Raw genomic sequence first — 14,036 nt, 5'->3', positions numbered from 1 at the left:
CCCTATTGTTGCAAATGGCGATTTCGTGAGGGGCGTCAGGTGATGACGCTGGGCTCATCCATGCCGGTATAGCCCGCAATGTCCGCCACATCCTGCGCAGCGGCGATCAGCGGGGCGAGGGCGTCGCCCGTTGCCATGCCAAGGTCGCCGTCGGTATCGACATAGCGTTCGAGATAGACGCGCAGGGTCGCGCCTTCTGTGCCGGTGCCCGACAGGCGGAATACGACGCGCGATCCGTCGGTGAACAGGATGCGGACGCCCTGGTTGCGGCTGACCGATTGATCGGTGGGATCGGTATAGGCGAAATCATCGGCGCTCTTGATCGTGCCGCCGCTGTTGGTCGTGCCGGGCAGGCTGTCGAGCGACGCACGCAGCGCCGCCATTAGGGCGTCGGCCTTGTCCTTGGCGATGGCTTCATAATCGTGGCGGGCATAGTAATTGCGGCCATAGGTTGCCCAATGATCGGCCATGATCGCAGCGACGCTTTCGCCGCGCACGGCCAGGATGTTGAGCCACAGGAGAACCGCCCAGATGCCGTCCTTTTCGCGCACATGGTCAGAGCCAGTGCCCGCGCTTTCCTCGCCACAGATGGTCGCCATGCCCGCGTCGAGCAGGTTGCCGAAGAATTTCCAGCCGGTGGGCGTCTCATAGAGCGGCACGCCCAGCTTTTCGGCCACGCGGTCGGCCGCGCCGCTGGTGGGCATGGAGCGGGCGATGCCCTTGAGACCCGCCGCATAGCCGGGCGCGAGATGAGCGTTGGCCGCCAGCACCGCGAGCGAATCCGATGGCGTCACATAGCAATGCCGCCCGATGATGAGGTTGCGGTCGCCATCGCCATCCGACGCTGCGCCGAAATCGGGCGCGTCCGGGGCCATCATCCGGTCGTACAATTGCTTGGCATGGACCAGGTTCGGGTCGGGATGATGATGGCCGAAGTCGGGCAGGGGCGTGCCGTTCATCACCGTGCCCTGCGGCGCGCCGAGCCGCTTTTCGAAAATCTCGACAGCGTAAGGCCCGGTCACGGCGCTCATCGAATCGAAGGCGAGGGTGAAGCCGCCTGCAATCTTCGCGCGGATCGCGGCGAAATCGAACAGACTTTCCATCAGGTCGGCATAGGCGGCGACGGGATCGACCACGTCTACGGTCATGCCGCCCAGCGTCGCGGTGCCGATCGTGTCGAGATCCATGTCGGGGGCGTCGAGGATCTTGTAGCTTTCTATCGACAGGGTGCGCTCGATGATCGCGTCGGTCACCTTTTCAGGCGCCGGGCCGCCATTGCCGATATTATATTTGATGCCGAAATCTTCGTCCGGGCCGCCCGGATTATGGCTGGCCGACAGGACGAGACCACCAAAGGCGCCCGATGCGCGGATGAGGTGCGAGGCGGCGGGGGTGGACAATATGCCGCCCTGGCCCACCAGCACCCGGCCAAAGCCATTGGCCGCCGCCATTTTCAGCACGATCTGGATGACTTCGCGGTTGAGATAGCGTCCGTCGCCACCGACGACCAAGGTTTGCCCCGCAAATCCGTCGAGGCTGTCGAACACCGACTGGACGAAATTTTCGGCATAATGGGGCTGCGCGAAGATACGCACTTTCTTGCGCAGGCCCGATGTGCCGGGCTTCTGGTCGGTGAAAGGCTGGGTCGAAACGGTCTGGATCACGCAGGCATCCCTTTAGTGTCGGCATTGTCTTTATGGCCCGGCTGGACGGACCTTTTCAATCCAGCATGTTCAACGCTTTTGTGCAAACCAGATGACATGGCGTGGCCCCTTGCCATTGTCGCGCGCGCGCACGGCGACTTCATCGACGGCAAAGCCGGCGCTGGCCAGGCGGCGGGAGAAGGCATCGTCGGACCCCGCCGACCAGACCGCCAGGATGCCGCCCGGCGTCAACGCCGCCCGCGCCGCCGCCAGCCCCGTCGCGCTGTAGAGCCGGTCGTTGGCGGCAGCGGTCAGACCGTCCGGGCCATTATCGACATCGAGCAGGATGGCGTCATAACAGGCGCGGCCCGCCGCGATGACGGGGACGACATCGCCCATCCGCAGATCGACGCGCGGGTCGTCGAGGCAGCCATCGGCCAATTCCGCCATCGGCCCGCGTGCCCAGTCGATGATTTCGGGCACCAGTTCGGCGAGCGTGATGCGCGCATCCTGCCCCAGCACGCCGAGCGCCGCGCGCAGGGTGAAGCCCATGCCATAGCCGCCGATCAGCAGATGGGGTGCCTTGCGCCCCGCCAGCCGCTCGATCGTCATCAGCGCCAGCGCCTTTTCCGATCCGCTCATCCGGCTGCTCATCAACTCATTGCGGTCGAGCACGATCATGAAATCGCCGCCACGCCGGTAGAGCATCAGTTCCTGCCCCCCTGGCACGGCGGCGGACCCCAGAAATTCGCGCGGCGTCATGATCAATCCTTTGGTGATGGCGTTGTGGCGCGCATGGCAGCTTGGCGTGCGTCGCGCAAATGCTACGGCGCGTCGCACGGCATGGCATGTGGGCGGCGGCGATGCTATCGGCCCTGTCCTATCCGACACCGACAAGGCAGTTCTTCTTTTCATGCGCTATTTTCTCGACACCGAATTTAACGGCTTTGGCGGCGTGCTGATCAGCGTGGCGCTGGTGCCCGAACATGCGGATGATGAGGAATTTTATGTCTCGTTGCCGCTGCCCGACGATGTCGAACCCTGGGTGGCGCAGCATGTCGTCCCCTATCTGCGCCATGTGCCGCCCGGCATCGACCTGGAACTGAACCGGGTGGAGGCGGCGGACCATGTCGCGGCCTATCTGGAGGGGGACAGTGATCCCGTCATCATCGCCGACTGGCCGGAGGATCTGGCGCATTTCTGCGCATTGCTGGTGACCGGGCCGGGGCAGATGGCGGGGGTCGATTTCGGGTTGCGGCTCGAACTGATCAACGCGGCCGGGTTCAGCGCGGCGGCCAACAGCCGGGTGCCGCACAATGCCCTGCATGATGCGCGGGCGTTGCGCGATTTCTATATGGCCGACTGACGGCCGCGGCGCGCGCGTTCCAGCAGCCAGAGCAAAGCGCTTGCGATCAGCCAGGCGAGGGCGAAGGGCCAGGACGGGCCGGGTGCGCTGTCGCCAGCCCGGTCGGTCGCGGTTGGCGGGCGCAGCGCCAGCATCGCGGCCCGATCCCGCGCCGCGCGCATCGCGGGCAGGGCTTGGGCGGGATAGATATAGAAGGATTGGCCGGTGCCGGTCCGGTGCCAGCCTGCGCTATCGGGCCAGAAGGCCGCACATCCTTGTACCGGTAATAGGGTGGACTGCCGCCCGTCGGGACGCTCGACCGGCGTCGGGGCGGACAGGCCGCAGAGGGTCAGGCGCTCGTTCGCCCAACCGATCAGGCCAGACTGTTGCCCGCCGGAGGCCGGGCGGATGACGGTCCGCAGCAGGGCGTTCCACCAATCATTATGCAGGGCGCGATGGCCTGTCAGGGTCAGCGCATAGCTGTCCACGCTCGCGAACAGGGCGATACGCCCGGTGCCGATCGCGCGCCACTGGGCGAGGGGGGCACCGCTGGCGTCCTGCAACAATGTGGGTGCCTGCGTAGCGGGGGCGAGGGGCAGGCGGCTGATATCGGGCAGCAGATCGTCAGGCGTGGCAATATCGACCGGCGCATCCGTGCTGCCGATGCCAAGACGGGTGCTGCTCAGCGCGGGTGCGGCGACTTTGGGCAGGGCAATGGGGGCGAGATCGCCGCCGCCGATGCCGAAGCCCAAGGCGCGCCATTGCGCGCGTGTCGCGCCGTCGATCGGCCCGCTGGGGCGCAGCACCAGGCCCAGTCCTTCGCGCGCGGCGCCGGTCAGGACGCCGCGCTGCGCCGCCCAGATGCGATCATCGACGATGGCGAGGTCGAACCGCCGCAGCGTAGCGCTATTGATGGCGATGGTGGGATCGCCGAGCGCGATGCCGCCGCCCGCGCTCATCTGCGTCTTGACGGCAAAGCCTGCGTCGGTGGCCCAGCGGCGCAGATATTTGACCTCCGGCCCCGGTGCGGCGGCCAGGATCAACAGGCGCGGAGATGCGCTGTCGGTTACCAGCAGCGGGACGGCGGCTTGCTCGACCACGCGCTGCCCATCCCGCACGCGCAGGGTGAAGGCGGTGGTTCCGGCGGCGCGGGCGGTGCCGGTCAGGGTGAAATGACCGTTCGCGTCGGGCGTCGCGCTATCGGTCACGCGCCCGGCGGGGTCGAGCAGGTCGATGGTCGCGCGGGGCAGGGCTGTTAGCTGGCCACCGACGCTGAAAGCCTCGCCCGGCGCGATGCTGCGGGGTGGGGCGATATGGCTGATGCCGGGACGGGGCGGGGGCGGGGTGAAGCGAACCGCGACGGTACGCGCTGCCTCCAGATCGCGGGCGGGCAAGCCTTCGCCCAGTACGGTGATGGTGCCGACAGCGGGATGACGGCGCAGTGCGGTGGCGAGGTCGGGGGCGCTTTCGTCGCCGCTGATGTCGCCGGCTTCGGGGAGGATGACGAGCGGCGCGCCGGGTGTCGCAGCGGCCAATCGCGGCGTTCCGGCGGTCGCGATGCGCAGCGTGTCGCCCGTTGTCGGCGTCGGCGGTGGGAAGAGTGTCAGGAATAGGAGGCCTGCGCAGAGCGGCTGGAGCGCTACCAGTGCCGCCAATCGCCAAGGTGCGGACGGGCTGGACCGCTGCCACAGGACCAGGCGCAGCGAGGCGATCAGCACGGCGATGATCAGCAGGGCGGCGACGATCCGTTCGATGGTCATGGCGCGGCTCCCTCGATCGCGCGGAGATAGCGCGTGCCATTGGCGTCGGGTGCGGCGCGGCGGGCCGGGCGAGCGGGCGGCCGTTCCATCGCCGTCCATAGCAATCCGCGCAGCTTCGCTCGGCAGGGGCCACAGTCCGGGTCGCGCCGCACCGCGTCGAGCGCGCCCGACAGGGCCAGCGGGTCGGGTAGGCGGGCGGCTTCGCTGCGTACCCAGCGGTCGAGCGCATCAAGCGCGATCGGTCCTCGGATCGCGCCCGGTCCATCGCCCAGCGCGCGCCACGCGGCGGCAGCCGGGCCATCGCCGCGCTCGATCGGTGCGACCGCTAGCGTGCGGCTGGCCGCGCCCTCGCGCTTGCCGGTCATCCGGCGGCTGGGGTCGATCGGCGGCAGTTCCGGCCCGACGCGCGACAGGAAGATGCGGGTCGCCTGCTGCACCTCCTTGATGAAGCGGAGCGCGCGATAGGCGAAGGGGAGGGCGAGATCGGGATGCCCCTGCCGCAAATGCACTTCGGATTGCCACATTTCATCGACGGCGTTTTTGAGGATGGCGCGGGTTTCGGGGTCGAGGCTGGACGATGCGCTATCGTCATGGGGATGGCCGTAGTCGGCCAGCACGTCTTCGGCGACGCCGAAGCCCGGCGCGGGCTGGCGCGGCGGGCCATGGTCATGGCCGTCGCCGTCATGATGGGTTTCCGCGTCGGCGGTGGGGAGTTGGGGCTGGGCCGATTCTTCGCCGCCCAGAAACTGGCTGTAGCGGCCGCGCAAAATCTGTTGATCGGTGCCGATGCTGGCGGAACGGGCGAGATAGCGATCGGCGCTGAGGCGGGACTTTTGTTTGAGCAGCGCTTCGGCGTCGATGATGATCTGCCGCTGGCTGCGGAAATAGGCGGGCAGGACGGTGTTGACCATGCCCTCCAGCCCGCTGCCTTCGGGCTGCTGGGCCGATGGCCAGCGCAGGATCAGGCTGGGGCTGCGCGCTTCCTGCGGGGCGGGGCTGCGATTGTCGCGCACGATGAGTTGCACGACCATGTCGCTGCCGGGGCCAAAGCCCAGCGCGCCGAAATCGAGGCGGGGGGCGAAACGGCGGTCGCGCGCCGGGCCGCTGCCGCTCACCGCAATCTCGCGCTCGGTGAAGGTCACATTTTCGCCTTCGCCGATCGCCAGCGTGATGCGCAGCCGGGCGCTGGCGGCCACGCCATAATCGTCGGTCGCGGCAAAGGCGGGGGACCAACTGCGCTGTCCGCGCGTCACCATGCTCAGGCTGGCCTTCGGGCTGAGGGCTTTGACCTGGGGCACGGCGTCGGCGATGGCGTCGATACGGTGCAGCGGCGGGGTCGGGCCGCGCCCGGTGGCGGGGTCGACGCGGTAGAGGAAGGCGGCGTCGGCCGTGCGGCTGGCGATCCAGTCCGGGCCGTCGCGGCGTAGCGCGCGCGGCTGGCCGCCCAGCATCAGCAGGCGCGGGAGGCTGGCTTGCGGATCGAAGCGTAAGGTCCATTCGAGCCGCGATCCGTGCGGCACGCGGGCGTCGAGCGATTGGGAATCGCGGACGGGCAGGCCGGTGTAAGCGGGCGGAAGGATGCGGAGATTTTGCGCGACGAGGCGCGGGATGCCGGGCGTTGCCGCGACGCCTTCGCTGGCGGGGGCGAGCGTGGGCGGGCCTTGGCCGGGACGCGGCCAGAGCAAGGCGAGCGCGACGATGATCAGCGCGGCGATGGCGGTCAGGGCGATGCTGCGTCGATGCCAGTCGGGGGCCAGCTGGTCGGGCGTTTCGGCGTCGATGCGGGCAGTCAGGCGCGCGCGCTGGAGTCGCTGGAGCGGGCCGAGACTGGCCTCGTCGGCGAACAGCAGCGCAGCGCTGTCCTCCATGTCGGGGCGACGGGCGTCGAGCGTGCGGATCAGCCAGTTCAGGTCGAACCGCGCCGCCAGCCGCAGCGCGACGAGCAGCGATAGGGTCAGGCCGATCGCGATGGCGGCGATCGCCGCGCCGATCCCTGCCAGCCGCCACGCCACGACACCCGCGCTGATCGCCAGCGGCACGCCGATCGCGGCGGCGTTGAGGAACGCGCGCTGCCGGGCGGGGGCCGTCCATGGACGGATGAGGGCGGTGGCGCTCATGGCGATACGCCCCGGCTGCGGCGGGTAGCGAGCCAGCGTTCGGCGATCAGCAGTAGCGCGATGAGCAGCGCCAGCCAGGGGCGGAGCGGTTCGGGTTGCTGGTCATAGGCGCGTCCGCCCGTCAGCGGCGCATAGTCGGCTGCGGCGACGCGCGTGGGCGGCGAGAGGGACGGGGCGAGCAGGTGACGGAGTTGCGCGGGGAAATCGCCGTCCAGAAGGACCGGCATGTCGGCGGGGCGTAGCGGCCGGGTGAAGCGGAGCCACTGGCCCGCGCCCAGCGGTGCGCCCTCGACCAGCGGTATGCCCAGGGCATCGCGCCAGTGCGGCGTCGGGGTGCCGTTCGGCGCGGTGGTGTCGCTGGCGATCAGGGCAGTGCCACCTTGGGTGATCCAGTCCGTGACGCTGTCGGGCAGGGTGCCGCCTGCGAACCAGATCAACACATGCTGCCGGTCGGGCAAGGGGCTGTCGAGTGGGGCGCTGTCGATGGGGCGTTCGGTGGGCTGCCAGCTCATCGCGGCGGCGCGCAGATAGCGCAAGGCGGGGCGATGCGCGGCATCGAAGCGGATCGCGACGGTTGGGGCGGGGGCGGCGACCGTCTTGGGCGAGGGCATGGTGCCGGGTCCGATGCGCCAGTCGACCTTGCGCGACAGGTGCAGGCGGGCGGCATCCACGCGGTCGATGACTTGCGGCGTGAGGATGGTGAGCGGCGTTGCGGCAGGCAGATCGGCGTCGAGCTGGCGGATCAGGCTGGCGACCGGCAGGGGGCCGGTGGGTGCGGCCTCATCGATCGACGGAAAGCCGGGGGCGAGCCAATGGACCCGCGCATCCGTAAACTGCGCGCGATCCATCTGCGCGCCGGGCACGACCGCGACATAGGGCGTGTCGTCGCCTGCACCCGACAGGACCGGCTGCGCCAACCATAGCGCGACCAGCGCCAGCAGCAGGAGGCGGAGCAGCAGCAGCGGCCATTCGTCGAAGCGCAGGCGCGACCGGGGCCGGGGTTTCGACCGCAGCCAGCGCAATGCGGCGAAGTCGGTCGGCAACTGTTCGCTCTTGCGCGCGATATGGATGGCAAGCGGCACCAGCAGAGCCAGCAACGCCGCCAGCGCGGCGGGAAAGAGCAGGCTCAACCCCATGGTCAGACCGCCGCGAACAGGCGGCGCAGCGGCAGGTCGACTGGCTCGTCCAGCATATGCGCGACATGGACCACGCCCGCCGCGTCCAGCCGGGCATGGAGCGCGGCGCGCGCTTCGCCGAAGCGGGCCAGAAACTCAGCGCGCAGGGCGACGCCATCGGCGAGCAGTTCCTCGCCGGTTTCGGGATCGCGAAAGCGATAGCCGCCGTTGAAGGGGAAATCGCGCTCGGCGAGCGTCAGCATCTCCACCACCAGCGTTTCGCGCCCGGCGGCGGCCAACTTCTCGACCAGCGCGACCGCGCCTTCATCGAAACAGTCGCTCAACAGGATGACCAGATCATGCGCGCCGATCCGCTCCCACACGGGAGCAAGCTGCTCGTCGGGCGGGAAGCCGGTGGCGGTGCGCAGCGCCAGTAGGTCGAGCAATAGCCGGTCACGCTGGCGCAGGCCGGTGGCGGGTGGCAGCAAAGTGAGGCCCTTGTCGCCCAGCGCCATCAGGCCGAACCGGTCGCCCTGCTGCATCGCCAGTTCGCCGATTGATGCGGCCATCGCCTTGGCCGCGTCGAAGCGGCTATAGTCGGGGCGGCCCGCATCGGCCTGGCCCATCGAGGCGCTGGCGTCGATCACTATCCAGACCGCGACCGGGCTTTCGCGCTCGGCTTCGCGCACGAAGAATTTGTCCGACCGGGCGTAGAGTTTCCAGTCGATCTGGCGCAGTTCGTCGCCCGGTTCATAGGCACGATATTGGGCGAATTCCAAACCCGCGCCGCGGCTATGGCTCTGGTGCAGGCCGATGCCATGCTGCCCGACCGCGCGCCGCGTGACGAGGCGCAGGCCTTTCAGCCTGCGGCGGACATCGGCGGGGATCAGGTCGGCCATGGTGCGCGATCAGGCGAGCGGCACGGCGCGCAGCAGCGAGGCGATGACATCGTCGGCGCTGCGCCCCTCGGCCTCGGCCGCGAAGGACAGCAGCAGGCGGTGGCGCATTACCGGCGCGGCCAGCGCGACGATATCGTCGCGCGTGGCGGCGAGGCGGCCTTGCAGCAGCGCGCGCGCCTTGGCGGCGAGGATCAGCGATTGTCCCGCGCGGGGACCAGCCCCCCATTTGACATAGCGGGCGATGTCGTCGGGCGCGCCTTCGCCGGGGCGGCTGGCGCGGATGATCCGCGTCACCCAGTCGAGCAGCTCGTCGCCGAAATGCACGTCGCGCACCAGCTTTTGCAGCGCCAGCACTTCCTCGCCCGCCATGACGGCGGGGACGGTGCCGGGCTTGGACCCGGTGGTCTGCGCCAGGATTGCGCGCTCCTCCGCTTCGCTGGGATAATCGACGCGGATGTGCAGCAGGAAGCGGTCGAGCTGGGCTTCGGGCAGCGGATAGGTGCCCGCCTGTTCCAGCGGATTCTGCGTCGCCAGCACGAAGAAGGGCGCGGGCAGGCGGTGGGTGACGCCGGCATAGCTGACCGTCTTTTCCTGCATCGCCTCCAGCAGCGCCGCCTGCGTCTTGGGCGGGGTGCGGTTGAGTTCGTCGGCCAGCAGCAGGTTGGTGAAGACCGGGCCGGGCTGGAAACGGAAGCTGCGATGGCCGGTGCCATGGTCTTCCTCCAGCAATTCGGTGCCCAATATGTCGCTGGGCATCAGATCGGGGGTGAACTGGACGCGGCGGAAGTCGAGCTTCAATGCTTCGCCGAGCGAGCGGACGAGCAGGGTCTTGCCGAGGCCCGGCACGCCTTCGAGCAGGCAATGGCCACCGGCGAGCAGGCCGATCAGCAATTGTTCGACCACATCGGCCTGGCCAACGATCGCCTGTCCGATCGCGGCGCGCAACTGGGTAAGCGCGGCCAGGCGCGTCTGGATTTCGGCTTCGGTGAGGTCGGTCATATGGCTTCCTTGTCGAAGGCTGATGCTCTGCAAAATTCTTCCCTGGAAGGGGAGGGGGACCGGCGCAGCCGGTGGAGGGGTGTCGCCCTATCGAGAGGGTAACACCCCTCCGTCTGGCCTGCGGCCAGCCACCTCCCCTACCAGGGGAGGATGTTCGGTCGCGCCTTCAAACCGACAGCGCATACATCACGATATTGACCGCGAATTTGGTGTTGTCTTCGGCCAGGAAGCGTTTGTTGCGCCAGTCATAGTCCCATTCGCAGCCATAATCCTTGTTGCTGTAGAGAACGCCCAGTCGGCCATTTACCTCTATCCCCTTGAGATAATCATGGACCAGATCGTCGCCCCAGCCATTGAGTTCGAGGCCGGTATTGGGTGGCCCGTCGAAGGTGAAGAAGCTGCGATAGAGGCCATGGTTCTTGGGCAGGGTCTGCATCGCCTTGGCCCCGAATATCTTGGCCATCTGCGCTTCGAACGAGCGGGCGAACAGGCCGTCAATGTCGTGGTTGCAATCGTCCACCAGAACGAAGCCGCCATTGCGGACATAGCGTTCGAAATTGCGCCGCTCGGCGGGTGAGAACTCCACCAGCTTGTGCCCGGCGAGGTAACAGAAGGGCGCGGTCAGCATCTTGGGGTCCGACAGAGCGAGGACATGCTCCTTCGGATCGACCCGTAAGGTGGTATAATCGATCAGCGAGGTGATGACGTTGGACGGCATCCGCTGATCGACATCCCAGTCGCCCGAATCATAGCGCAGCCGCGTGAACCAGAAATCATAGCCCCCGGCGGCAGCGAGTGGCCGGGCCAGCAAGGCGCTGGCCAGACCGCCTGCCATCAGCCGGAGGAAATCATTGCGGGTCATGAAATTCAATCAAGCGCCTGTTCTTGCATGATCCTCCCCTGCAAGGGGAGGGGGACCGCCAGCGAAGCTGGTGGTGGAGGGGTGTCACGCTATCGTGAGGGTGACACCCCTCCGTCAGGGCTACGCCCTGCCACCTCCCCTTTCAGGGGAGGATCATGAGGATATTACACCGCGTCCGAGAGCGAGGTGAAGGTGAAGTCGCGCAGCTTCATCGGCGGGACCATGATGTTCATCGACACTTCGTCGGGCGGCACGCGGACGGGTTTGCCCAGTTCCTCAACATTGTTGAGCATGATCACCGGGCTTTCGTTGAACCGGAAATTCTTGATCGGATATTTGATCTGCCCGTTTTCGATATAGAAGGTGCCGTCGCGGGTCAGGCCGGTCAGCAACACCGTCTGCGGATCGACCATGCGGATATACCAGGTGCGGGTGACCAGCACGCCGCGCTGGGTCGAGCGTACCAGTTCGGCGGTCGACTTGGTGCCGCCCGTCATCAGGATATTACCCATCTGGCCGACAGGTGCCTTGCCCTGTTTCTGCGCCCAATAGCGGCTATAATCCAGCGCGACGACCTTGCCGTCCTTGACCAGGTCCATGCGCTTGCGCGGTACGCCGTCTTCGTCCCAGGGCAGGCTTGGTGCGATCGGATCCCAGGGGTCGGTGTAGAAATTGACTTGCGGCCCGAACACCTGCTGGCCGATCTTGTTGCCGCCGCCTGCCTTCGACAGGAAGCTGCGCCCTTCGTCCGCTTCGCGGGCGCCAAAGAAGTTGAACATGAAGCCGATCAGCCCGGCGGCGGCCATCGGTTCCAGAATGACGGTATATTTGCCCGGTTCCAGCGCCCTGGCTTCGGACGAGGCCGATGCCTTGCGCATCGCGATCTGGATATCATCCTCGACCTTGAAGCGGGTGGCATCCTGCGTATCGGTGCCGACCCAGCCCGATCCCCGGCCATCCTGCGTGCGGACGGTGCAGGTATAGTCCAGCACGGTCGAGCGCTGATAGCCGAAATTACCCTTGCTGTTGGCGAAGGCGACGAAGCTCTGGCCATCCTCCAGAAAACCGGCCGCGATCAGATTCTGCGCCTTGCAGGCCGTGATCGAGGCGGCCGCAACCTTGGCCCGATAGACGGGGGTGATCGCGGCGGTCGCTTCGCTGAAGGTCGGGCTGGTCTTATAGACCTGCTTGTCCACGGCCGGCATGAATTCCGGGTTTTCCGGGGCGAGCTTGGCCAGTTCTTCGGCGCGGCGCACGACTCGTTCGAGCGAGGCGTCGTCAAACTGGTTGATCGTGGCGATGCCGACCCGCTTGCCATAGGCGACCTGGACCTGCAGGTCGGTGTCATCGGTCAGGCCGGCGGTCGAGACATTGTTGAGCGCAAAGCGCACATTGCCCTGGATCTGGCCGGTCAGTTGCGCGGTGCATTCGTCGGCTTTCGACATGGTGACCACTTTGGTCAGAATGTCTTTCGCCTGTGCTTCGGTAAAGATGCCCATTATACTAACTCCCCTGAGCGATCAGCCGAGCGAACGCGCGGTGTTGATGACGTTGATGCCGTCGAAGCGGGTGGTCGACGACCCGTGCGACACGGCGGAAACCTGCGAAGGCTGTCCCTTGCCGTCGAAGAAGGAGCCGAACATGCGATAGTCGCTGGAATCGCAGATCGCCGAGCAGGCGGCCCAGAATTCGGGCGTCCTGATCTGATAGGCGACATCCTCCAGCGGCTGCGTGATCTTGCCGTTCTTGATCTCGTAGAAGAGCGTGCCGCCGAACTGTGCGTTGTAGCGCTGCTGATCAATCGAGAAGGAGCCGCGGCCGAGGATGTAGATGCCATCTTCGACATTGCTGATCATGTCGGCGACGCTCATCTTGTCCTTGCCGGGTTCCAGCGAGATGTTGGCCATGCGCTGGAACTGCACATTGGACCAGCTATCGGCGTAGGAGCAGCCGTCGCTTTCGCTCTTGCCCTCGATATGCGCCTGATCGCGGGTGGCCTGATAGCCGACCAGCTTGCCGTTGCGGATCAGATCCCACTTCTTGGTCTTTACGCCTTCATCGTCATAGGCGACCGCACCCAGGCTGCCCGGCTGGGTCTTGTCGGCGACGATGTTGACCTTGTCGCTCCCATATTGGAAATTGGCCTTGAGCTTGTCCATCGTCGCGAAGCTGGTGCCGGCATAATTGGCTTCATAGCCGAGCACACGATCCAGTTCGAGCGGATGGCCGACCGTTTCATGGATGGTGAGGCCGAGATGATTGGGGTCGAGAACCAGATCATATTTGCCAGGCTTAACCGATTTGGCGGTCAGCTTTTCGCGCGCCTGCCTGGTCGCGGCGATGGCGTCTTCCTTCATGTCGTAGGACATGCCGTAGCTGATGATGCCATTGGGACCGACGGTCTTGTCCGCTGCGCGCCCGTCGAGATATTCAAAGCCCAGGCCCATGGGCGCGGACAGGCCGTCGCGGACGCGGAACTTGCCGGTCTTCTTATCGACGGCGGTGACTTCCATCGGTGCCCAGATGCGATGGACATCCTGGTCGATATAGCTGCCATCGGTGCTGGCGAAATATTTCTGCTCGTTCACCAGGAACAGGATCGAGCGGATGAAGTCTGCGCCCGCATCCATGGCGGCGGCGTTGACGCCCATCAACAGGTCGACCTTGTCCTTGATCGGCACGGTCATGCTGTTCTTGGCGATCGGCGTGCGCCAGGATACTTCGCCAACGCCCTTGACCGGGGCCAACTGGACCGGCGCGGTCTGGGTCGGTGCGTTCGCCTTGGCAATGGCGACGGCCTGCTGCGCGGCTTTCGCCACTGCGTCGGTGGTCATCGCATTGGTGGCGGCAAAGCCCCAGGCACCGTCGGCCAGCACGCGGATGCCGACGCCGCTCGATTCGGTGTTGACGACATTTTCGACATTGCGTTCGCGGGTGATGACGAACTGGCGCAGGTAGCGGCCGACGCGCACGTCGCAATAGGATGCGCCCGCGCTCTTGGCTGCGTTCATCGCGGCGTCGGCCAGCGCCTTCTTGACCGCGACGTCGATCGCGCTGTTCAATTCCTCGGCGGCAATGACCTTGCCGAACATTGATGGGAGGACAAGCCCCCCGACACCCATGGCCCCAAAAGCCAGAAAATCACGTCTATGCAAGGTTCGTCTCCCACCTGCGGAACGCCCGCATGATGCGGGTCGGATAGTGATTGGGAAGCGGCCGGTCGGCCGTCCGATGCGGGGGATCATCGCCGGGTGAACGCGGCGGGTCAAATATCTTTTACATTCGAACAACATGGG

The 14,036-nt window shown here is 66.6% G+C and carries 11 protein-coding genes; 1 reads left to right on the top strand and 10 read right to left on the bottom strand.

Annotated features, from left to right (window positions below; translation table 11 throughout):
* Nucleotides 1–35: 35 nt before the first annotated feature.
* Together J2W40_RS04005 and J2W40_RS04000 are read right to left on the bottom strand one after the other, a co-directional pair.
* Nucleotides 36–1,664: an alpha-D-glucose phosphate-specific phosphoglucomutase gene (locus J2W40_RS04005; protein ID WP_310222095.1), complete on the bottom strand. Its 1,629-nt coding sequence runs from the start codon at nt 1,662–1,664 to the stop codon at nt 36–38.
* A gap of 69 nt (nt 1,665–1,733) precedes the next feature.
* Complete coding sequence (locus J2W40_RS04000) at nt 1,734–2,405, bottom strand: spermine/spermidine synthase domain-containing protein (protein WP_310222094.1); 672 nt, start codon at nt 2,403–2,405, stop codon at nt 1,734–1,736.
* Between the two features lie 151 nt (nt 2,406–2,556).
* Between J2W40_RS04000 and J2W40_RS03995 the strand changes: the two genes are divergently transcribed.
* The gene (locus J2W40_RS03995; protein ID WP_037478656.1) at nt 2,557–3,009 is read left to right on the top strand and encodes a hypothetical protein; all 453 of its coding nucleotides are present in this window, start codon (nt 2,557–2,559) and stop codon (nt 3,007–3,009) included.
* Here the strand turns inward: J2W40_RS03995 and J2W40_RS03990 are convergent.
* From J2W40_RS03990 to J2W40_RS03955, 8 genes are all read right to left on the bottom strand, one after another.
* A complete protein-coding gene (locus tag J2W40_RS03990) occupies nt 2,994–4,748 on the bottom strand; it encodes a carboxypeptidase regulatory-like domain-containing protein (protein WP_310222093.1) in 1,755 nt (584 codons plus the stop codon). The genes J2W40_RS03995 and J2W40_RS03990 overlap by 16 nt on opposite strands.
* The gene (locus J2W40_RS03985) at nt 4,745–6,865 is read right to left on the bottom strand and encodes a DUF4175 domain-containing protein (protein ID WP_310222092.1); all 2,121 of its coding nucleotides are present in this window, start codon (nt 6,863–6,865) and stop codon (nt 4,745–4,747) included. Before J2W40_RS03985 ends, J2W40_RS03990 begins: the two co-directional genes overlap by 4 nt.
* A complete protein-coding gene (locus tag J2W40_RS03980; protein ID WP_310222091.1) occupies nt 6,862–8,001 on the bottom strand; it encodes a BatA domain-containing protein in 1,140 nt (379 codons plus the stop codon). Before J2W40_RS03980 ends, J2W40_RS03985 begins: the two co-directional genes overlap by 4 nt.
* A gap of 2 nt (nt 8,002–8,003) precedes the next feature.
* Nucleotides 8,004–8,879, bottom strand: coding sequence for a DUF58 domain-containing protein (locus J2W40_RS03975; protein ID WP_310222090.1), 876 nt, complete (start codon nt 8,877–8,879; stop codon nt 8,004–8,006).
* Nucleotides 8,880–8,888: 9 nt separating this feature from the next.
* On the bottom strand, nt 8,889–9,878 hold the full coding sequence (locus J2W40_RS03970) for an AAA family ATPase (protein ID WP_069064751.1): 990 nt from the start codon (nt 9,876–9,878) through the stop codon (nt 8,889–8,891).
* Between the two features lie 166 nt (nt 9,879–10,044).
* Complete coding sequence (locus tag J2W40_RS03965) at nt 10,045–10,740, bottom strand: DUF4159 domain-containing protein (RefSeq protein WP_310222089.1); 696 nt, start codon at nt 10,738–10,740, stop codon at nt 10,045–10,047.
* 164 nt (nt 10,741–10,904) lie between these two features.
* Nucleotides 10,905–12,239: a TldD/PmbA family protein gene (locus J2W40_RS03960; RefSeq protein ID WP_310222088.1), complete on the bottom strand. Its 1,335-nt coding sequence runs from the start codon at nt 12,237–12,239 to the stop codon at nt 10,905–10,907.
* Between the two features lie 21 nt (nt 12,240–12,260).
* A complete protein-coding gene (locus tag J2W40_RS03955) occupies nt 12,261–13,832 on the bottom strand; it encodes a TldD/PmbA family protein (protein WP_310222087.1) in 1,572 nt (523 codons plus the stop codon).
* Nucleotides 13,833–14,036: the final 204 nt, after the last annotated feature.

The organism is Sphingobium xenophagum (genome assembly GCF_031457465.1).
Taxonomy (GTDB): Bacteria; Pseudomonadota; Alphaproteobacteria; order Sphingomonadales; family Sphingomonadaceae; genus Sphingobium; species Sphingobium xenophagum_A.
Note: the sequence above shows the minus strand (reverse complement) of the source record. Positions and strands in the feature narration are given on the sequence as shown.